This is a genomic window from Glaciimonas sp. GNP009 (assembly GCF_054343755.1).
Genome location: NZ_JBTGUV010000004.1, coordinates 2,795,440 through 2,815,600, shown reverse-complemented (window position 1 = coordinate 2,815,600; position 20,161 = coordinate 2,795,440). Strand labels below are relative to the sequence as shown.

The 20,161-nt window shown below is 50.5% G+C and carries 15 protein-coding genes; 12 read left to right on the top strand and 3 right to left on the bottom strand.

All coding sequences use genetic code 11. The features are described from left to right. Positions 1-29: 29 nt before the first annotated feature. The 3 genes from nirB to ACXX82_RS13210 all read right to left on the bottom strand — a co-directional run bounded on the left by nirB (position 30) and on the right by ACXX82_RS13210 (position 5,219). The gene (nirB, locus tag ACXX82_RS13220) at positions 30-2,582 is read right to left on the bottom strand and encodes a nitrite reductase large subunit NirB (RefSeq protein WP_458563065.1); all 2,553 of its coding nucleotides are present in this window, start codon (positions 2,580-2,582) and stop codon (positions 30-32) included. Between the two features lie 13 nt (positions 2,583-2,595). After that, complete coding sequence (locus ACXX82_RS13215) at positions 2,596-3,906, bottom strand: MFS transporter (RefSeq protein ID WP_323505847.1); 1,311 nt, start codon at positions 3,904-3,906, stop codon at positions 2,596-2,598. 377 nt (positions 3,907-4,283) lie between these two features. Continuing rightward, positions 4,284-5,219 (bottom strand): LysR family transcriptional regulator, encoded by a 936-nt coding sequence (locus ACXX82_RS13210; protein WP_323505848.1) that lies wholly within the window; start codon positions 5,217-5,219, stop codon positions 4,284-4,286. A gap of 313 nt (positions 5,220-5,532) precedes the next feature. On the opposite strand from ACXX82_RS13210, the gene ACXX82_RS13205 reads away from it, so the two are divergent. The 12 genes from ACXX82_RS13205 to ACXX82_RS13150 all read left to right on the top strand — a co-directional run bounded on the left by ACXX82_RS13205 (position 5,533) and on the right by ACXX82_RS13150 (position 19,977). After that, positions 5,533-6,636 carry an LLM class flavin-dependent oxidoreductase gene (locus ACXX82_RS13205; protein ID WP_322235436.1) on the top strand — a complete coding sequence of 368 codons (1,104 nt, stop codon included), beginning with the start codon at positions 5,533-5,535 and terminating at the stop codon, positions 6,634-6,636. Continuing rightward, positions 6,637-7,605 (top strand): ABC transporter substrate-binding protein, encoded by a 969-nt coding sequence (locus tag ACXX82_RS13200; RefSeq protein ID WP_322235434.1) that lies wholly within the window; start codon positions 6,637-6,639, stop codon positions 7,603-7,605. A gap of 11 nt (positions 7,606-7,616) precedes the next feature. Then, positions 7,617-8,285 carry a cysteine dioxygenase family protein gene (locus ACXX82_RS13195; protein ID WP_322235431.1) on the top strand — a complete coding sequence of 223 codons (669 nt, stop codon included), beginning with the start codon at positions 7,617-7,619 and terminating at the stop codon, positions 8,283-8,285. Positions 8,286-8,306: 21 nt separating this feature from the next. After that, positions 8,307-10,019 carry a rhodanese homology domain-containing protein gene (locus ACXX82_RS13190; RefSeq protein WP_458563064.1) on the top strand — a complete coding sequence of 571 codons (1,713 nt, stop codon included), beginning with the start codon at positions 8,307-8,309 and terminating at the stop codon, positions 10,017-10,019. Positions 10,020-10,188: 169 nt separating this feature from the next. After that, the gene (locus ACXX82_RS13185) at positions 10,189-11,256 is read left to right on the top strand and encodes a M29 family metallopeptidase (RefSeq protein WP_322235426.1); all 1,068 of its coding nucleotides are present in this window, start codon (positions 10,189-10,191) and stop codon (positions 11,254-11,256) included. A gap of 136 nt (positions 11,257-11,392) precedes the next feature. Continuing rightward, on the top strand, positions 11,393-12,172 hold the full coding sequence (locus ACXX82_RS13180; RefSeq protein WP_458563063.1) for a flagellar brake protein: 780 nt from the start codon (positions 11,393-11,395) through the stop codon (positions 12,170-12,172). A 438-nt stretch (positions 12,173-12,610) separates the two neighbouring features. Continuing rightward, entirely contained in the window at positions 12,611-13,402 is a 792-nt protein-coding gene (gene minC, locus ACXX82_RS13175) for a septum site-determining protein MinC (protein ID WP_322235421.1), read from the top strand. 29 nt (positions 13,403-13,431) lie between these two features. After that, positions 13,432-14,247, top strand: a complete 816-nt coding sequence (gene minD, locus ACXX82_RS13170) for a septum site-determining protein MinD (RefSeq protein ID WP_205322277.1) — start codon at positions 13,432-13,434, stop codon at positions 14,245-14,247. 1 nt (position 14,248) lies between these two features. Further along, complete coding sequence (gene minE / locus ACXX82_RS13165) at positions 14,249-14,500, top strand: cell division topological specificity factor MinE (protein WP_322235418.1); 252 nt, start codon at positions 14,249-14,251, stop codon at positions 14,498-14,500. A gap of 462 nt (positions 14,501-14,962) precedes the next feature. Beyond that, complete coding sequence (locus ACXX82_RS13160; protein ID WP_322235416.1) at positions 14,963-15,652, top strand: response regulator transcription factor; 690 nt, start codon at positions 14,963-14,965, stop codon at positions 15,650-15,652. 45 nt (positions 15,653-15,697) lie between these two features. After that, positions 15,698-17,437, top strand: a complete 1,740-nt coding sequence (locus ACXX82_RS13155) for a FecR domain-containing protein (RefSeq protein WP_458563062.1) — start codon at positions 15,698-15,700, stop codon at positions 17,435-17,437. A gap of 38 nt (positions 17,438-17,475) precedes the next feature. Then, entirely contained in the window at positions 17,476-19,977 is a 2,502-nt protein-coding gene (locus ACXX82_RS13150) for a CHASE2 domain-containing protein (RefSeq protein WP_458563061.1), read from the top strand. The last annotated feature ends 184 nt before the right edge of the window (positions 19,978-20,161 follow it).

Here is a 20,161-nt window from a genome sequence, read left to right as displayed (position 1 = left end):
TTATTCTCCTGATTTCAATGGTCGAGCAATCAGACCGTCTCTGCAAGCGCAGCCACTATCGGAATAATCGGAATCACACGGGCCGATCGCTCAACTAACGTTGCCGGACGAATCTGTCCGCGTTCCTCCATAAAGACGACGTTTTCATCAACTTGATCGGTGTTGACGAAATGGCGAAAACGCTTACGTGTTTCTGGATCGTTAACCGCTTTTTTCCATTCACATTCATACGTATCGACGACTGCCTGCATTTCTGCTTCCAGGTCGGCTGCAATGTCTAGCTTGTCTTGCAAGACCACTTCTTTCAGATAATCAAGACCGCCCTCAAGATTGTCGCGCCAGACACTGGTGCGTTGCAGACGGTCTGCGGTGCGAACATAGAACATCAGGAACCGATCAATAGTCTGAATCAGCGTCGCCTTATCCAGATCGGAGGCCAATAATTCAGCGTGCCGTGGCTTCATGCCGCCATTGCCGCAGACATACAGATTCCAGCCTTTTTCGGTGGCGATGATCCCGACATCCTTGCTTTGCGCTTCGGCGCATTCGCGCGTACAACCGGATACGCCAAATTTGATTTTGTGCGGTGAACGCAAACCTTTGTAGCGATTTTCCAGCGCAATTGCCAGACCCATACTGTCGTCCACACCATATCGACACCAGGTTGAACCGACACATGATTTAACGGTACGCAGCGACTTGCCGTACGCATGACCTGATTCAAAACCTGCTGCGATCAATTCTTCCCAGATCGGCGGCAATTGCTCAACCCGCGCGCCGAACAAGTCGATGCGCTGACCGCCAGTGACTTTGGTGTATAGGCCATATTTTTTTGCGACCTGACCGACTGCGATTAGACCATCGGGCGTGACCTCGCCACCAGCCATACGTGGCACGACAGAATAGGTACCATCCTTTTGAATATTACCGAGGAAATAATCGTTCGAATCCTGCAAGCCAGCGTGTTCTTTTTTGAGCACAAAATCGTTCCAGCAAGAAGCCAGAATACTGGCAGCTACCGGTTTGCACACATCGCAACCCAAGCCTTTTCCATGCTGACTGATCAATGCATTAAAAGTCTTGATGTTGCCGATTCTGACGAGGTGATAAAGCTCCTGACGGCTGTAGGGAAAATGTTCGCAAACATGGTTGTTAACCGCCAGACCTTGCTTCTTCATTTCTGACTTCATGATCTGCGTGACGAGTGCCACGCAACCGCCGCATGAAGTACCTGCCTTAGTACAACTTTTCAGGTCGCCGATATTCGTTGCGCCGCCACATACTGCTGCGCATAAATCACCTTTGGAGACGTTATTGCACGAGCAAATTTGTGCCGCATCCGGCAACGCATCGACACCCAAACCGGGCTTGGCGTTACCGTCGGCTTGCGGCAGAATCAGGAACTCAGGCGCTTCGGGTAGTTCTATGCGGTTCAGCATCATTTGCAACAGCGTGCCATATTCGCTGGCATCACCAACCATCACGCCGCCTAGCAAAAATTTACCGCAATCGGAGACGACGATCTTCTTGTAAATTTGCTTGCGTTCATCGGTGAAATGATACGAACGGCTACCGGGAACATTGCCGTGCGGATCGCCGATACTGGCAACGTCGACGCCCATTAATTTGAGTTTAGTGCTCATATCGGCACCGTTGAATTCGGCGTTTTCGCCCAGCAGATGTTTGGCTGCGATACGTGCCATGTCATAACCTGGCGCGACCAGACCAAAAGTCTTTCCGTTCCATAGCGCGCATTCGCCAATCGCGTAGATATCAGGATCACTGGTCAGGCAACTATTGTCGATCACGATGCCGCCGCGCTCGCCCACTGCCAGCGCACTGACACGCGCCAATTCATCACGTGGACGAATACCGGCAGAGAACACGATCATGTCGGTATCAAGATGGCTGCCGTCAGAAAAGTTCATGCGGTGTGTGCCGGTCTCGCCATCGACGATTTCGACTGTATTTTTTTGCGTATGCGCGGTGACGCCAAGGTCTTCTATCTTGGCGCGCAAAACACGTCCACCGCCCTCATCGACTTGGACTGCCATCAGACGTGGTGAAAATTCAACCACGTGCGTTTGCAGATTCATGTCGCGCAAGGCTTTGGCACATTCCAATCCAAGCAAACCGCCGCCGATAACGACGCCGGTTTTTGAGCGACGACCACATTCAAGCATCGCCTCTAAATCTTCGATAGTCCGATACACAAAGCAATCTTTACGATCCTTCCCCGGCACCGGTGGCACAAAAGGATAAGAACCGGTAGCGATGACCAGCTTGTCGTAAGGCAGCGTTTCACCGGTACTCACTGTCACCGTTTTGGCAACACGATCAATGACGCTGGCCTTGGCATTCAGTTTGAGCAAAATATTATCGCGCTCAAAAAAACCGTCAGGAACCAATGACAAATCCTCTGCTGATTTTCCAGAGAAAAATTCTGACAAGTGTACCCGGTCATATGCTGGGCGTGGCTCTTCGCACAAGACGGTTACTTCCAGATGTGGAGCGCCACTATCAGCCAGGCTTTCCAGAAATTTGTGGCCCACCATGCCATGACCAACGACGATAATTTTCATGATCTGCGGCTCCTTAAGCGGCCAGGGTGTTGCTGTCGAGGACTTGCTCGGTGGCATTGTGTGCCGCGCTAAAGCGAATCGCGATGGCGCACAGTGCGGAGACTGTGACCAAAATACCCAGCACACTCAAGGTGCTTTGAACGTCGCCCAAACCCTTCATCAAAAACCCCGCCAAAACCGCTCCGACGTTTCCACCAGCGCCGATGATGCCCGCTACGCCGCCCAATGCTTTACGGTCAATAAACGGCACTAATGCATACGTTGCGCCGCATGCCATGTGGGTGAACAGGCCGAAAGTCAACATCGCGCAGATCGCCAACGTCACACTATTTGCATGTGAAAACCAGAGCAGGCCCAAACCTTCGCCAACCATCATGACGAACAACAGTGTGGCGCGAGTATTCAAGTTGCCACCCAACGCCACTTTGTCGGATAACCAGCCACCCAAAGCACGGGCGAACAATGCGAGCAATCCGAAACTTGCTGCGGCCATACCAGCGCTTTTCAATGACAGACCAAAATGATCAACGTAGTAGATGGCGGCGATATTGTGAATAAAAATTTCTACACCGAAGCAAGCGCCGTAAGTGACAAACAGCAGCCATACACGATAGTTAAGACTAGCGGCGCGGAAACTGGCCCAGCCGCCTTTTTTGCCGCCTTCTACCGTAATGCCTTTAGCGCGCAACTCGGCATAATTACCTTCAGGACAATCTTGCGTATAGCGCCAGTACACGCCACCCATGATCACCATCAATACGCCCGGCACCAACAGCGCAAGGCGCCATCCCATGGTTTCGCTGACGCCGAGCATTAACACCGCGGCCAACAACAATGGCATCAATGCTTGCGCAGCACCACCGCCGACATTACCCCAACCGGCGGCAGCAGCATTGGCAGTCCCGACGACGTTCGACGCAAACATCACTGAGGTGTGATATTGCGTAATCACAAAGCTGGCACCCACCGCACCGATGCATAAACGGAAGAATAGAAAACTTTCATAACTTTGCGAGAACGCCACGCCGAATACCGGAATCGCTCCTAGCAGCAAAAGACCGGTATACGTTTTACGTGGGCCGTAGCGATCACACATTGGCCCGATAATTAAACGAACCAAAATCGTCACGGCGACTGCGGCAATATTAATGTTGGCGATTTGCCCGATAGTTAAACCGAATTGGCCCTTAATAACGGGCATCAAGGGTGCACAGGCAAACCATGCAAAGAAGCAAGCGAAGAAAGCCATCCAGGTCAGATGGAAGGCGCGCATTTGCGGCGTACTAAAACTAAAAAGTTTGATGCTGGTAGCTTTGCTGGTCATGATCTTTTTCCCATAAAAACAAAAAGGCGCCCACTTAGCTCGGTAAAAATACCTAGCTAGGTGGACGCCGTTGTCCTGGCAGATCCTTCTTTAGATCTGCGTAATAGTTGATAGTACGGAATCATCATTGACTCTGTTAATCACTACTAAGCAAATCTTATGCCAATATAAATTGGCCTTGACCGTAACGGTTTATCGAAGATTGATAAAGATTTGAAGACGGGAATGCGCTATTTTAATTTGATGCGCATCCAATTGGTGCGGCACCGCATTTTTTTGGGGAGGGAATAATCTTATCCAAATAATATCAATCATAGGAATAGCTTTATTCACCCGTCCTATCGAATAAGTTGCCCCTTCAAAAAAGGGGTAACCTATTAAGCTGCTCGCTGCCGACGAGGCTTTATGTCTAAAACCGTTGCTTTGTCTGAAAAAGCAGTGGCAACCGAATTACTGAAAAAATCAACTGCTTGCTGCAACGGGGTTGGCAAACGTGATTGAATCAGCCAGATATCGAGGACCGACTTAAAGTCGCTAATATTGATGATATCCAATTGATCGCGGTGCGCACTGCGCTCCAGTTGCGGGACTGGCATAAAACCCAAACCAAGTCCGGCGGCAACCAGACCAAGTTGAAGATCAGCGCCGAAAGATTCCAGGCCAACCTTGAACGATAATCCCTGACCGATCAGTGCCCGTTGTAACACCGCACGAAAACCGCAGCCATCCGGACTTAAGACCCAACCAATATCATGACAGTCTTTTAGTTTATAACTGCGTTTTGTCATCATTCCCTTCGCCGCAACCACCACCAATTCAACACGTCCTAATGTCTCACCAATAACATTATCAGGAAGCACCTTAGTGGAAGGAAACAGCGCTGCTGCGGCATCCATCTCGCCGTTGGCGACCTTGGCAACTAATTGCGTTCCCCATCCGGTCGATACCTGCGTGCTCAGTTCCGGATAAGTACCTTTGAGTTGCTTAAGTGCATCCAATAGAACAACGTCGCCGATGGCTTGTGTAATACCAAGGCGAAAAGTACCGACGGGGGCAACTTCAGTTCCCACCATATCGCGCAGCTCTTCAACTTCGCGCAGTACGACGCGGCACTGTTCATACACCACTTTTCCCATGGGATTGGGGCGCGGTGGTTTAGTGGTGCGATCAAGCAGTTCAACACCCAATTCTTCCTCGAAGTTTTGTACGCGGCGAGTGATCGCAGACTGCGTTAGTTGCAATGCTTCTGCAGCTAAGCTAATGGATTGACATCGCACGGTGGCGACAAAAGCGTCTATATCATCTATTTTCATAATAAATTGACTCGTACCTCTTCAGAATTTATTCCTAAGTTTAATAGAAAAGCGGGCATTTAGTTTGCACGATAACCTCTTTTCTCTTCAAAAAACGCACTTTAATATTGTCAAATTATCTAGTTTTTATTGAGTTTCCAAAATGACCACAACACTAATGGGTGATTAGATGCGTTATGGCACATTACGTTCCCGCGCAAAATTTTCTTTGGTGATCGGCCGCATATCGACATACGGAATTATTCGTTGGGATTACTAAGACGATCCTTTAGCCTGACTCTTTACACTTACGTCAGCTTTGTCAGGAGCCACTATGAGCATCGAATTCATCGGTATGATCGGTCCGAAAAAAGTATCTGAAATTCATCCGGCACAAGGACCGGCGCTGGATCCGGATTACATCGCACGCTTTGCACAAGCGCATGAACAATCAGGTTTTGATCGGATTTTGATCGCGCAGCACTCATCCGATGCCGATCCATTTTTGGTGACATCCCACGCTGCCGCTGCCACGAAAAAAATCGGTTTTATGCTTGCCCACCGTCCCGGCTTTATTGCACCTACAATGGCAGCGCGCAAGTTCGCGACGCTTGATCAACTCAGTGGTGGACGATTGGCGGTACATATTATTTCTGGCGGTGACGATGAAGAGCAGCAACGCGATGGCGATTTTTTATCCCACGATGAACGCTATGCGCGCACTGATGAATATCTCGGCATTTTGCGCAAAGTGTGGACCAATGATCAACCGTTCGACCATGCGGGAAAATATTACCGATTCAAAAATAGTTACTCTGAAGTCAGGACAGTACAAAAACCGCATATTCCCATTTATTTTGGCGGGGCTTCACCACCCGCCGTGCAGGTCGCGGGCAAACATGCCGACGTGTATGCGCTATGGGGAGAAACCCATGAACAAGTACGAGACATCATTCGCCAAGTCAGCGCGGAAGCGGAAAAACACGGTCGCAAACCACGCTTTTCTGTGTCATTCCGCCCCATCCTGGCAGATACGGAAGAGGCTGCATGGGCACGCGCTGAAAGTATCCTGGCGGAAACCAGGCGTATTCGTAAAGCCAGTGGTTTAAGCAGCGCATCGGGTGATTCAAAACAAAGCGAAGGTGCGCGGCGTCTGTTAGCGACAGCGGAACGCGGCGATCGTCACGATAGATGCCTATGGACCGCGATTGCCAAAGAAATTGGTGGGCGATCCAATTCAACAGCGTTGGTCGGGACGCCGGAACAGGTTGCCCATGCGCTGCTAGATTACGTTGATCTTGGTGTGTCGACATTTTTGATCCGCGGCTTTGATCCATTGGAGGATGCTATCGATTACGGCCGAAAATTGATACCGCTAACACGGCAACTAGTTGCTGCACGCAGCGCCGATCGTATCGCTCAACGAAAGCAGAAGTAAATGTCCAATCTATTCAGTGTTCGCTTGCAACGTTTCATCGGACTTAGCTTGATGACGCTTGGTCTTGCAGCCACTTCACTGGCATCAGCGGGCGATGTACCGGCCAGAATACTACTCAAGGTAGCGGATCAGAAAGGCGGCTTAAGATCGCAACTGGAAGCCGCCGGTGAACTTAAAAATCTGCCCTATGACATCAAGTGGTCGGAGTTTGTGGCCGCAGCGCCGTTACTGGAAGCTTTAAATGCTGGCGCAGTCGACGTCGGCTACGCAGGTGATGCACCACTGGTATTTGCCTTGGCGGCTGGCGCACCGCTCAAAGCGATAGGAGTGAACAAATCAGATCCCTTTGGTACAGCCATTATTGCCAATGCAAATTCTCCACTTTCCGGCCCGGCCAGTTTGAAGGGAAAACGCATCGCTACCGGAAAAGGCTCCATTGGTCACTATCTGACGCTGGCCGCGCTTCAATCTATTGGCCTCAAGGCCAGTGATGTTTCTTTTAGATTTTTGTCACCAGTTGACGCCAAGACGGCGTTAGCTGGCAATTCCGTTGATGCCTGGGCGACATGGGAGCCTTATACGGCAACGGCTGAACTGACTGACCACGCGAAAATTGTTGTGAATGGGCGCGGCTTGTCAGCCGGGCTTAGTTATCTGATCGTCCATGAGGACGCCATCAAACCCAAACACGCTGCACTACAGGATCTGCTGCAACGCCTGGTGCGATCTCAACGTTGGTCTAACGATCATATAGATGCCTATTCCGCGTCATTAGCCGAACTTATTGGTGTACCAAAAGAAGTAGCCAAACTATCCTGGGAGCGGCGACAGGGCAAATGGATACCGATTGATGATACTGTGATCAAAACCCAGCAACATACTGCCGACGTTTATGCGGAAGCGGGTATCATCCAGCATAAGATCAGTGTTTCCAATGGTTTCGATCGTAGTTTTCCGCTACAGAAATAAGGCGTGTCAGCATGTCTCCACTTTCAAACTCAATAAATATCGGAAAAAATAACGCGCCGAACGTAGCCCGTCTGCGGGGTTTTATCGGGGAACTGGCGGAATTGCTTGACCGCAGACCCTCGGAGGCCGAGATTTTGCGCGATGGCGGCGCGTTGTTGCGACAGCTTATCGCTGTCGACGACTGGCTACCGCCTGCATTCGCGCTTCCAAATCCAGAACGATATCAACAATTTTTGCTCCACGTAGATTCGCGTGAGCGCTTTTCGATTGTGAGCTTTGTCTGGGGTCCCGGACAAGCCACACCAATTCATGATCATACCGTATGGGGATTGATCGGCATGTTGCGGGGCGCTGAATATTCGCAAAGCTATCAGCCAGATAAAGATCGGGATGGTCGCTTCACCCCCGTTGGCGCGCCAACCCATCTATTGCCGGGAGATGTCGAGGCCGTCTCGCCCACGATCGGCGATATCCATAAAGTACAGAATGCGTTCATCGACCGGCCATCCATCAGCATCCATGTTTATGGTGCGAACATCGGCGCTGTGCAACGCTCGGTCTACACGGAAGATGGCGGCACCAAACAGTTTATTTCGGGCTATTCCAACACACTATTACCCAATATTTGGGATCGCTCTGCTGAATCCAACAAAATGCAACAAAACTCAATAACCATTTAAATAAATTCATCCCAACGATCCATGACCCGCCTGACGCCATCCCCTTCCACGAACACGCCAAACGTCCCACACTCTGTTGATGTCAGTTCTTCTCAACCAATTTTTGAGACGATCTCTTATCAACAATGCCGCACAGCATTATTGCAGCGCAAGGAAATCGCATTGCTGGATGTGCGGGAAGAGGCGCCGTTCGCAGAAGCTCATCCGCTATTTGCTGCCAATATGTCACTGTCTCGAATTGAGTTGGATAGTGCCGCACGCATACCGCGGCTTGATACGTTGATTGTCGTGTATGACGATGGCGAAGGCCTTGCGAGAAATGCTGCGCAGCGTTTACAGCAACTTGGCTATAGCAACATCAAGTTGCTGGATGGCGGTTTGGCTGGCTGGCGCAGCGCCGGTGGTGAAATCTTCCGCGATGTGAATGCGCCGAGCAAAGCCTTCGGCGAACTGGTTGACGTACAACGTCACACCCCTTCGCTGTCGGCGCCAGAAGTGCAGGCGCTATTGAATGCCAATGCGGATGTGGTGGTTCTGGATGCGCGTCGGTTTGATGAATACAACACGATGAGTATTCCCACTGGCATCAGCGTACCTGGCGCAGAATTAGTATTACGCGTGCAACAGCTTGCGCCGCGCCCCGAAACCCGCGTCATCGTTAATTGCGCTGGACGCACGCGCAGCATCATCGGCACACAATCTCTGGTCAATGCGGGTATTCCTAACCCGGTTTCTGCACTACGCAACGGCACGATAGGCTGGACGCTGGCCGGTCAAACGCTGGATACCCGCAAAACTCGCCAATTTGCCGACTTTGGTTCGCTATCGCCTGAGGATCACGCGCAGGCGCAACGTGCAGCGCGCAAAGTGGCTGATAAGGCGCGCGTATCAAGAGTATCGTTACAAGACGAGTCCCAAACATTAATAGAATGGAAAAAAGACAACACGCGGACGACTTATCGCTTCGACGTGCGCACGCCCGAGGAATACGCAGCCGGTCACCTTCCCGACTTTCGCTCTGCTCCGGGTGGGCAGCTCGTGCAAGAAACCGATCACGCTGCGCCGGTGCGCGGTGCGCGTATCGTCCTGTCCGATGATGACGGCGTGCGCGCCAATATGACCGCATCCTGGTTAGCGCAAATGGGATGGGAAGTGTTCGTCATTGATGGTGCTGGACCGCAAGACTTCACGCAACAGGGTACGAACGCCGATAACGATCAAGCCTTTCTGCCGCCTGTACCAACCGCAAACAGTGTGACAGCGCAAGGGCTTGCGGCTTGGTTGGAAAATGACCTGCCAAGCAACGCCGCCGAGGGCGAAACGGTCATCCTTGATTTCACCAGCAGCGCCAATTATGTCAAACACCACATTCCCGGGGCTTGGTTTGCACTCCGCTCGCAACTCGCCGCCGCGCTGGATAACGCTCCGCCAGCATGTCGCTATGTACTCACTTGCGGCACGAGTTTGCTGGCACGCTATATCCTCAAAGACCTGCAAGCGTTAACAACGACGCCGGTGTGGCTGCTAGAAGGTGGCACATCCGCGTGGATTGCAGCCGGGCTTCCCCAAGAATCTGGTGAATCAGCGCTGGCATCGCCGCGAATAGATCGCTACCGTCGTCCTTATGAAGGTACCGACAATCCAGCCGCTGCCATGCAAGCCTATCTCGATTGGGAGTATGGCTTAGTGGATCAATTAGCGCTTGATGGGACGCATGGTTTTTTTGTCATTTAAAATGACAGCATGAAGTCTCAGACTTCGCGCTGTATCTAGTCTTGGCATTCATCCTTACGTTATTCGTGCACTGATGTGGTTGTCGATTAAAATGTGTCTCCAATAGAAAACGTCGCTACACCCGAAAAGCCGGGCCGCGTGACGTTTTTACTATTTTTGATGCGATGAAATGACAATGACCTCCACTCCGAGCGCAACACTTTCCGAACCAGTCTGCGACCTTATTACCGAGACGGTTGTCGGTAAGGCAGCAAACCATCTCCGCGACGTATTATCGATAGCGATCGAACACAGTCCAGCGCAGGCTGCGTTAGTGGTGTTTGATACCCGCTCTACTCTCTCAGTAGCGTTGACGCAAGCGTATCGGCGATGCCTTCCAACTGCCACCTTTATCGACTTCGACGCAGTAACGCCCGAAGTAGTGCTTGCCTCTTTTACACCCCTTGCGCCGAACGATTTGGTGATATTGATTCAATCCACCAACTTTAGGCTTGAAGCGTTTCGACTGCGCGTTGAACTTTTTAAACGCGCATTAAAGGTGATAGAACATCCTCATCTTTCGCGCATGACCGGACCAGAAGCGCTGTATTACATCGACGCATTGGCCTATGACCCGACGTACTATCGCGACGTTGGGGTCGCACTGAAGGCGCGCATTGATAGCGCGAGCATCGGCGTCATCGATAGCGGCGGCGAAATCCTGGTTTTTGACTCGCCATTTGAATCTGCAAAACTCAACATTGGTGACTATAGCGGCATGAAAAATGTCGGCGGTCAGTTTCCTATTGGTGAGGTTTTTACCGAAGCGCAAGACCTGGAAGCAGTCAATGGCCGCGTACGTATTTTTGTTTTCGGCGACACGCAATTTCACGTCAACAAACCCGCTACGCCGATCACGCTGGTGATCGTCAAAGGCCGCGTGACGGAGGCCATTGATTCCACGCCTGAGTTTGATCAGGTGCTGGCAAACATCCGCGCGTCCGAAGGCGAAGTCTGGCTGCGTGAACTTGGTTTTGGTATGAATCGTGCATTTTCGCAAAACCGTATGGTGAGCGATATTGGCACTTATGAGAGGATGTGCGGCATACATTTATCGCTGGGCGCTAAGCATGGGGTCTACAATAAAGCGGCAATTAAGCGCGCCGATGCCAGATACCATATTGACGTCTTTGCGGTGACGAACACGGTCACCCTCGACGAGTGCGTTATTTACAGAGATGATGCCTGGCAAGTTTGATGGCTATGGCGTAGATTAAATACTTGCCCGCAAAAAACTGTCTCAAGCTGCCATAAAGTAGGTAATATTTGTGACAATTGCTCTCTTTTTCTGCTTCTCGCATTTAAAAGCGAGTTTTGATACACATTGGAAAGACATGAAAAACACCAGTCCAGTATCGGAAACAAGCACTGATCTCCCTCCTTCGCCAACATTGGCGGCATCACTCGCCGCATTGGACGATTTTCGGGTCATCCATCCGAAAGAAGTCGTGTACGTACTGCGCCAACTCGCGCACCAAAAAGACCCACTAAGTATTTCCTTCGGCAGATCAGGATCACGCATCATCACGCGTATTTTGGCAGTCGATGAAACGACAGGTTCTTTTTTCTACGATTACAGCGGCAGTGATGCTGAAAATCAACAGCATCAGGAGTCTGGAGAAAATCTGTTTTCGAGCTTGCAATCCGGTGCGCATATCCAGTTTGTTTGCGGCCATCCCGAACCCCAGCTTTATGACGGCCTGCCAGCATTTAAGTCGCAATTACCGGAAAGTCTGTATCGCATCCAACGACGCGAACACTTCCGCGTAGAGACACCGACGAATAATCCCTATATTTGTACCGCCACCTTGCCGGATCAACGCCGGATGTCGTTCTACATTATCGACTTGTCACCATCGGGGGTTCGACTTCGCTCGACCGATGCCAGTATCGGTGAGCTTGCTATTGCTATGAACCTAACAGACGCCACGTTCGACTTTCATGATTTGGGAAAAATGACTTTGGATATACAAATCACCTTTATTCATAATAGCCAAACGTTTAATGATCCGGTTTATCACTTCGGGTGCCGGTTTTTGACTGTTCCTAAAGACCAGGAAGCGAATTTGCAGCGCGTGATTACGCAATTAGAACTGCGCCTAAACCGCAGTTGACCTGCGTTCGATAAGTTCGTTAATCTACGCATAGACGCTATTCATAACAAAATCGCCATTGCTTGCCGCTTTCTATCAAAACAGGCAACGGCTACAAGAAATAAAAAGGCGTGAGCCATTGCCCCGTTAAATAGCCAACAAACGCTTCCTGTGTTGGCTATAAAACGGTCCTTATCTTTCATTTTCTTTCAATAACCGGGACATTATCTGAGGTTCGGCGCTTTTCTTCGATTTGTCGCGGGTTTACCACTTATGTGTCGCGAGGCAACCGCCGACGTAGCTTTTTTTTGCTATCGGGCGGAGATTTGGTAAGATCGTTCATTCCAAGTTTTTTTGGATACGTTATTTTTATGCATGCCAAACTGATTCCTAACCCTATTTGCGAGTCGTTAGCGGCCTCTGGTTGCACTGTGGTTCGCTTATTCAATCTGTTGCTTTATGCCCAAAAATAAGACACGCAAGCCAATTGAAATAAAGATAGCAACGGTGGTAGCAGTTTCAGTCATTCTTCATGACGTGGATCTTGCCGTTTTAGATGACGCATTAAAAGAGATGACCGGCGGCAATGCGGACTTTTTTGACAATGAATTTGCCGTAATCGACATCGCAGCTTTGGGCGAGTCAAATGACTACATTGAATGGAGCGCCCTCGTCAAACTGCTGAAAACGTATCAACTTAATGCAGTTGCAGTACGCAATGCGCCGGATACCATTCATCCTGCGATTATCGCGAATGGCCTCAGTATTGATACCGTCATCGCGCCCAGAGCAGAACCCAATGCCCCCGCTGTCCAACCGACTGAGGTGCTGACTATAAACGCCCCAGAGGTGGTGGTATCCCAGCCTCCGGCGACGCTAGCCACATCGGCGGCTACACCACTCCAGCAACCCATGATCGTCGACACGCCAGTGCGCGCCGGTCAACGCATTTATGCCCGTGGCTCCGACCTGATCATTACAGCGATGGTCAATAACGGTGCCGAAATCATTGCAGATGGCAGTATCCATGTTTATGCGCCCTTGCGCGGCCGGGCGCTAGCGGGTGCCAGCGGCGATACCAAAGCACGTATTTTCGCCACTGCGATGGAGCCTGAACTGGTATCGATAGCGGGTGTATATCGGACCTTTGAACATGGGTTTCCTGCAGAATTGAAGGGACAGGCGGCACAAATTCAGCTTAACGGCGACCGAATTGATGTGATATCACTTAATTCGCCTTCCAGATCATAGTTTTAATTCTTAAAAAAATAGGAGTTTTCGTGGCAAAAATCATCGTTGTAACATCTGGTAAAGGGGGCGTCGGCAAGACGACATCCAGCGCCAGCTTTGCCTCAGGCCTGGCCATGCGCGGTCATAAAACTGCTGTCCTGGATTTTGATGTTGGCCTACGCAATCTTGATCTGATCATGGGCTGCGAACGACGCGTAGTATATGACCTGATCAATGTAGTTAACAACGAAGCAACACTTAATCAGGCCTTAATTAAAGACAAACATTGCGATAACTTGTTTATTCTTCCAGCATCACAAACCAGAGACAAAGACGCGCTGACCGAAGAAGGCGTTGAACGTGTATTGAACGATCTGGCAAAAATGGATTTTGAATTTATTGTATGCGACTCGCCAGCGGGTATTGAACGCGGTGCGGTAATGGCGCTGACCTTCGCCGATGAAGCCGTCATCGTGACCAATCCCGAAGTATCGTCGGTGCGTGATTCAGACCGGATTTTGGGGATCATTCAGGCCAAGTCGCGCCGCGCTCAAAATGGCGGAGAACCAGTCAAGGAACATCTGCTCATTACCCGCTACTCACCTAAGCGCGTTGAAGCGGGTGAGATGTTATCTCATACCGATGTGCAGGATATTTTGCGCATTCCTTTGATCGGTATTATTCCTGAGTCAGAAGCGGTGCTACACGCATCAAATCAAGGCAACCCGGCCATCCACGTAAAAGGTAGCGATGTCGCTATGGCTTACGAGGATGTGGTCTCCCGCTTCCTTGGCGAAGACGTGCCGTTGCGCTTTGCCAACTATCAAAAACCGGGCTTGCTCTCGCGCCTCTTTGGAGGGAAGTAATATGGCTCTACTCTCGTTCTTGTTCACCAAGCAACCGAAAAGCGCATCTGCCGCTAAGGAGCGCCTGCAAATTATCATTGCACGTGAGCGTAGCGGTCGCCAAGGTCCTGATTTTTTACCGGCACTCCATAAAGAATTAATTGAAGTTATTTCCAAGTACACAAAAGTCAATGCCAGCGATATCAAAATTTCACTGGATCGCCAAGGTGACCTGGAAATATTAGATGTTAATGTTGTGCTGCCTGATATTTGAGTCCATCTACTTTTACAAGTAGCGCTCTGCCAAGTCTTTACCTGCGGACGCCTGTCGCGTCCGCTATTTCCTCACTATTGATCTCGTAAGTTGCCTGCTTTGCTCGATTAGCGCCCCAAAAATATCGCTTCAGGTCACCTCCCAGAATAATGTTGCGATAGAGTTAATATTGTAACGCGTTAATTTTCAGTATTTCACATTTCTACTATAATGGCGTTAGTGCAGCTGTGGAAAACGTACACAATGCCACACGTACACTACAAAAATGTTCATATAGAGCATCTATCAAAGAGTGATAAGTGTTAACATAAACTCATTACCGCCGACACCTCAACAACAGCGAAGCTTGAGACTAGGGAAAACGCAGGGACACTCGCTATTTCATCGGCAGTCAGGATACTGGCCAAGCTATCGGCTCTAACTGGCTTACAATAATTAACACTAAGCCAATAATAGAAAACTATGAGAATTGCTGTCCTTGACGATGATTTGAGCCAAACCGATCTGGTTTGCCAAGTCCTGACCGCTAGCGGCCATGTTTGCCATCCTTTTCAAAGCGGCAAAGAAATCTTGAGCCAGTTGCGACGAGAGAGCTACGACATGCTCATCCTCGATTGGCAAGTGCCCGATCTCAGTGGGTCCGAAGTCTTGCACTGGGTGCGAGAGAAATTGCCGCCCGAACTGCCGGTGTTGTTCATGACCAGTCGCTCTGGCGAGGATGACATTGTGGCCGGACTCGCGGCTGGTGCTGACGACTACATGATCAAACCTATCCGCCGTGGTGAACTGGTGGCGCGGGTACAAGCATTATTACGTCGCGCTTATCCCATTCAAAATGCGAGCGAGGAAATTACGTTCGGACACTACATATTCGAAACCCGCGCTGCACGCCTGACCGTCAGTAGCGTGCCAATTGAAATTACGCAAAAAGAATTCGATTTAGCGCTGCTTTTTTTCCGCAACATGGGTCGTCCGCTATCGCGTGCATACATTCTCGAAGCAGTGTGGTCGCGTGACATCGACATTCCCTCGCGCACGATGGATACGCACGTTTCACGGGTTCGCAGTAAGCTACAATTACGACCAGAAAACGGTTTTCGACTTGCACCTGTGTATAGCTACGGATATCGTTTGGAACAACTGTCGGAATAATGCGCGAATGCGCAAATCACGCGTAAAACGGTCGTCGGAGAAAAAATGCAGTATTACATCGAACACCCGACGTACAGCAGGAACCCCAAAAAAAAGACGGATCAAAAGACGAATTTTGAGCAATTATGGCGAGGCAGTTTATTGTTGTTATTAACGGCCCCCTATTTACCGGTTTTTGCTGCTCCATCGATAAAATTAGACGCTGACTCATTCAGTGTTGCGCCCTCCACCATCACGTATCGGGCACGCAAAGGCGATACGCTAAGTACGATTGCCGAGTACCTGACGACCACGAGTCGTAACTGGGTTGCGCTCCAAAAGATCAACAAAATTCCTAATGAACGCACCATTCCCATCGGCACGCCGATCCTTATTCCTGTGGCATTGCTGGAACAAATTCCCGCTAGCGCAAGAATAGTTGCTTTCTCGGGGGCTATTAGCGCAAATACCGCCGACGGAAAAGATATTCCCCTGGCAATTGACACAACGCTTCAGGAGGGTGCGCGCATTGAAACTGGCCCCAACAGTTTTATCACGCTGGCGCTTGCAGACAACTCACGAGTAGCTTTGCCCTCCAACAGTCAGATAAAACTCAGCCACTTAAGAAGCGCCCGGTTCACACAAAGCCCGGTTACGGAGATTACGCTTGTACGTGGACGCGTTGATTCTCAGGTATCCCCGCTGAAAGAAAATAAAGGACGCTTTGAGGTCCGCTCACCACTCGCCGTTGCTGGCGTTCGTGGCACCAATTTCAGGGTCAATGTCAGCGATAACAAGATGGCAACTGAGGTGTTGCATGGCGCCGTTGCCGTAGCCAAAAACAATCGCCCTGCGGGATTGCCCTTACAGGCTGGACAAGGATCAATAACCGATGCGCAAGCAGTAAGCAAGGCAGTGCCATTGCTTCCAGAGCCAACGCTTACGGGAAACTCTGCTTTACAGCAACGACCAACCGTGCGCCTTACCGTGGATCCATTGCAGGGTGCGCGGCGCTATCGGGCACAGATTGCGACCGATCAGGCGTTCCAGAATACGTTGTCCGAAATAGAGTCTGATACCGTTGAAATCAGACTTGATGGGCTGATCGACGGCAACTATTTTGCACGCGTGACCGCCATCGACAATCAGGGTCTCGAAGGTTATCCATCCATCACCGCATTCAAACTCAAAGCCCGCCCGGAACCTCCTTTTCCTATCGGTCCAAAAGGAAAGGCGCGAATTGCCAATCCATCCTTAAGCTGGTCCGAAGTCCCCGACGCCATTCATTATCATATCCAGATCGCCTCCGATGACCAGTTCACACAACTGGTCAGCGATGATGCGACCCTGACATCCGCGCAATTCAGTCCACCAAAATTGGCACTTGGTCCTTATTTCTGGCACGTCGCAACCGTGGTGACACGAGACGGCAAAGATGATCAGGGTCCTTTCGGCGATGCGCAGGCGGTTACCCTGATGGCGCCATTGGAACTACCAAAAATTGAACCAGCCGGCAGCACACTGGCTTTTAGGTGGCACGGGGAATCCGGTCAAACATTTGTGATTGAAATAGCCCGTGATGCTGCGTTTACGGCGCTTTTTTTGACGCAAGAATCAACAGCTCCGGAAATTTCGATCGCAAATCCGCCTAACGGGATTTACTTTGTGCGCGTCAAGGCGATTGATTCTGATGGCTACACTGGCGAGTTTTCTGAAGCCCAAAAAATCGTCATTGGCGGATTGTGGAGAACCAGTGACGGTGCACCGCTCATCAATACAGGTGGTATCACGCCAACTGGCTTTTAAAACGCCACCAACGGAAACCACCCATTTCGGAGCATAGAATGGTCGAACCGACCAGCAGTGCCTTCATTGGCAATGTTAAACGGGTAGCGTTACGTCAATGGCTGGCGCTCACCATCGCATTACTCTCGCTCACTGCGGCGCTCGGCTATCAAAACGGTTTGATGCAACTTGATCTTCCGCTTTATGACCAATTTATGCGCTTCAATTCGCGTCCCGCGCGCGATGACATTATTATTGTCGGAATTGACGATTACAGTATTTCCCAACTTGGACGTTGGCCATGGCAGCGCACTCTGCATGCGCAGGTTATCAACACGATCATGCAGGCCAGACCAAAAGCAATTGGTGTGGACGTGATCATGACGGAGCCTGAAGCGCTCACGACTGCCACCTCACCCAATAATGACGCAGCACTATCGCAGGCTTTACAGGCCAGCAATAAGGTCGTGTTGCCGATGGTCACGGCGATGATGGGAAGTGGCGTCACAAGCCTGTTGCCCATCCCGGAATTTCTGCACACTACACGCGCCATTGGTCATATTGATCTGGAGCTTGATAAAGATGGGGTGGCACGCAGCGTATTTCTAAAAGAGGGCCAAAATGGCATTTGGTGGTCACACTTTGCGCTGGCTTTAGCTGACATTGGCGGGCAAGCGGTGACCGATTCTCGCGGCGAATTGCCTGGTGCGCATCTAAGCGCAGGCCGGCATGACAATCATCCTCTTGATCCCCTTGGCAAGGACAGCAGCGTCGACAACAACTTAAAAGGATCGACGGATGCAAACGGCCCCACGGTGGCGGCGGGACAATGGCAACGCGACTATCAAATGCATATTCCTTACGCGGGCGGCTCTGGACTATTCCGCTCGGTTCCATATGTTTCGGTCCTCAAAGGCGAGGTGCCAAAAGATTTTTTTAAAGATAAATACGTCTTGATAGGCGCCACGGCGGTCGGCATGGCGGACGCTTTTCCCACACCTGTTTCGGGAACATCGGGGGTCATGCCGGGTATCGAGATCAACGCCAATATTTTAGCCAGTTTGCTGGACCACAGATCCATAAACATCGCGCCAACCCTCCAGACTACCTTATTGAGCATACTCCCGGTATTGCTCGCGTTATTCAGTTACTTGCTGCTCACCCCTCGCTTTTCCTTATTCCTGACCGCCGTACTGATGGCGACCACCGTCGCGGCCAGCTACTTCATGTTCACCCATGGATTGTGGGTCGCACCCAGTGCAGCCCTGATAGGTACGGGGCTAACCTATCCGCTGTGGAGTTGGTGTCGTTTGGAAGCAGCTATTTCCTACCTCGGACAAGAATTTATGCTGCTAGATCAGGAGCCGCATTTATTACCCGAAGCAATCCTTCCCGGCAACGTACTTTATCAAGGTGAAGACGTACTCGAACAGCGTATCAACGCGATGCGCACCGCGGCGCGCAGGGTGCGCGACTTACGCCAGTTCATTTCTGACAATCTCGATAGTTTGCCGGACGCAACATTGATCACCACTATTGATGGTCGCATCGTTGTCGTCAATCGGGTGGCCAATGATTACTTCGCAACATTGAACATCCATAACATTTACGGCGCAAACCTGCCGCCATTGTTTTCTTACATCGCATCACCACCGTCATTTGAAACCGCGCCGCATCATCCGTTCTCGTGGCCCGATTTGCTTGACATCCAGTATCAGCCCGCTCTCGCAAATGGCACTTCCGTTCAAGACCAAAAAGGACGCGATTTATTAATCAAGAGTGCGCCCTGCTATTCGGCCAGACAGATTCTTAGCGGCTGGATTGTCAGTATCGTGGACATCTCCAGTATTCGTGCCGCAGAGCGCAGCCGGGATGAAACGTTACGCTTTTTATCGCACGATATGCGTGCACCACAAGCATCAATTTTAGCGTTATTGGAACTACAAAGTGACCCGTCTTCAGCGTTACCTCAAGAGGAATTTTTCTCCAGAATCGAGCGCGCCTCCCGCAAAACCTTGGGACTGGCCGATAACTTTGTCCAACTGGCACGCGCTGAATCAGAGTCTTATCGGCTTGAAGAAGTCGACTTTCAAGACGTTGTTTTGGATGCTAGCGACGAAATGTGGACACTAGCCAATAACAAAAAAATCACCTTGATTACAAAGATCGCGGAGGGCGAATTTATTACTAAAATTGACCGCTCCTTGATGGCGCGCGCCTTGTGCAATCTGATTTCTAACGCGGTCAACTACAGTTCCGCAGGAACGACCATCACGTGTAGCCTGCTCTACAGTGTAGAAAAGGGATCCGACGGCACACCTTTGCACGTCATTTGCCAGGTGCAGGATCAAGGCTATGGCATTGCGGCCGCCGATCAGGCAAAATTATTTCAACGTTTTCAGCGCGTCAACATTCCTGACCAACCTAAAACAGACGGCGTAGGGCTTGGCCTTGTATTCGTCAAAACAGTGATCGAACGCCATTTCGGCACGTTATCTTTTTGCAGTGTTGTTGGCGAAGGCACCACATTTACCATTATCTTGCCCTTGTCGACAGTCTGACTAAAGGGATATTTTGTTGCGCCAAAAAACATTTCGGGGCTTAATTTGCCGGGAGCGTCCCATGTTCGTTGGCAATCAATTCTTGTATATTATTATCATTCCATCAAGAAATGCGCACTTAATCTCAACAGCCACGCTGCGGGGTATAATGTCGAGCTATAAAGAGTCCCCTTCTTTCCTCTTG

Bases quoted from the DNA above. Each gene is read 5' to 3' on its own strand.
- ACXX82_RS13190 (WP_458563064.1), top strand. From the start codon at position 8,307: ATGACCCGCCTGACGCCATCCCCTTCCACGAACACGCCAAACGTCCCA.
- ACXX82_RS13200 (WP_322235434.1), top strand. From the start codon at position 6,637: ATGTCCAATCTATTCAGTGTTCGCTTGCAACGTTTCATCGGACTTAGC.
- ACXX82_RS13185 (WP_322235426.1), top strand. From the start codon at position 10,189: ATGACAATGACCTCCACTCCGAGCGCAACACTTTCCGAACCAGTCTGC.
- minE (WP_322235418.1), top strand. From the start codon at position 14,249: ATGGCTCTACTCTCGTTCTTGTTCACCAAGCAACCGAAAAGCGCATCT.
- ACXX82_RS13180 (WP_458563063.1), top strand. From the start codon at position 11,393: ATGAAAAACACCAGTCCAGTATCGGAAACAAGCACTGATCTCCCTCCT.
- ACXX82_RS13195 (WP_322235431.1), top strand. From the start codon at position 7,617: ATGTCTCCACTTTCAAACTCAATAAATATCGGAAAAAATAACGCGCCG.
- ACXX82_RS13205 (WP_322235436.1), top strand. From the start codon at position 5,533: ATGAGCATCGAATTCATCGGTATGATCGGTCCGAAAAAAGTATCTGAA.
- minC (WP_322235421.1), top strand. From the start codon at position 12,611: ATGCCCAAAAATAAGACACGCAAGCCAATTGAAATAAAGATAGCAACG.
- ACXX82_RS13150 (WP_458563061.1), top strand. From the start codon at position 17,476: ATGGTCGAACCGACCAGCAGTGCCTTCATTGGCAATGTTAAACGGGTA.
- ACXX82_RS13155 (WP_458563062.1), top strand. From the start codon at position 15,698: ATGCAGTATTACATCGAACACCCGACGTACAGCAGGAACCCCAAAAAA.
- ACXX82_RS13210 (WP_323505848.1), bottom strand. From the start codon at position 5,219: ATGAAAATAGATGATATAGACGCTTTTGTCGCCACCGTGCGATGTCAA.
- ACXX82_RS13160 (WP_322235416.1), top strand. From the start codon at position 14,963: ATGAGAATTGCTGTCCTTGACGATGATTTGAGCCAAACCGATCTGGTT.
- nirB (WP_458563065.1), bottom strand. From the start codon at position 2,582: ATGAAAATTATCGTCGTTGGTCATGGCATGGTGGGCCACAAATTTCTG.
- ACXX82_RS13215 (WP_323505847.1), bottom strand. From the start codon at position 3,906: ATGACCAGCAAAGCTACCAGCATCAAACTTTTTAGTTTTAGTACGCCG.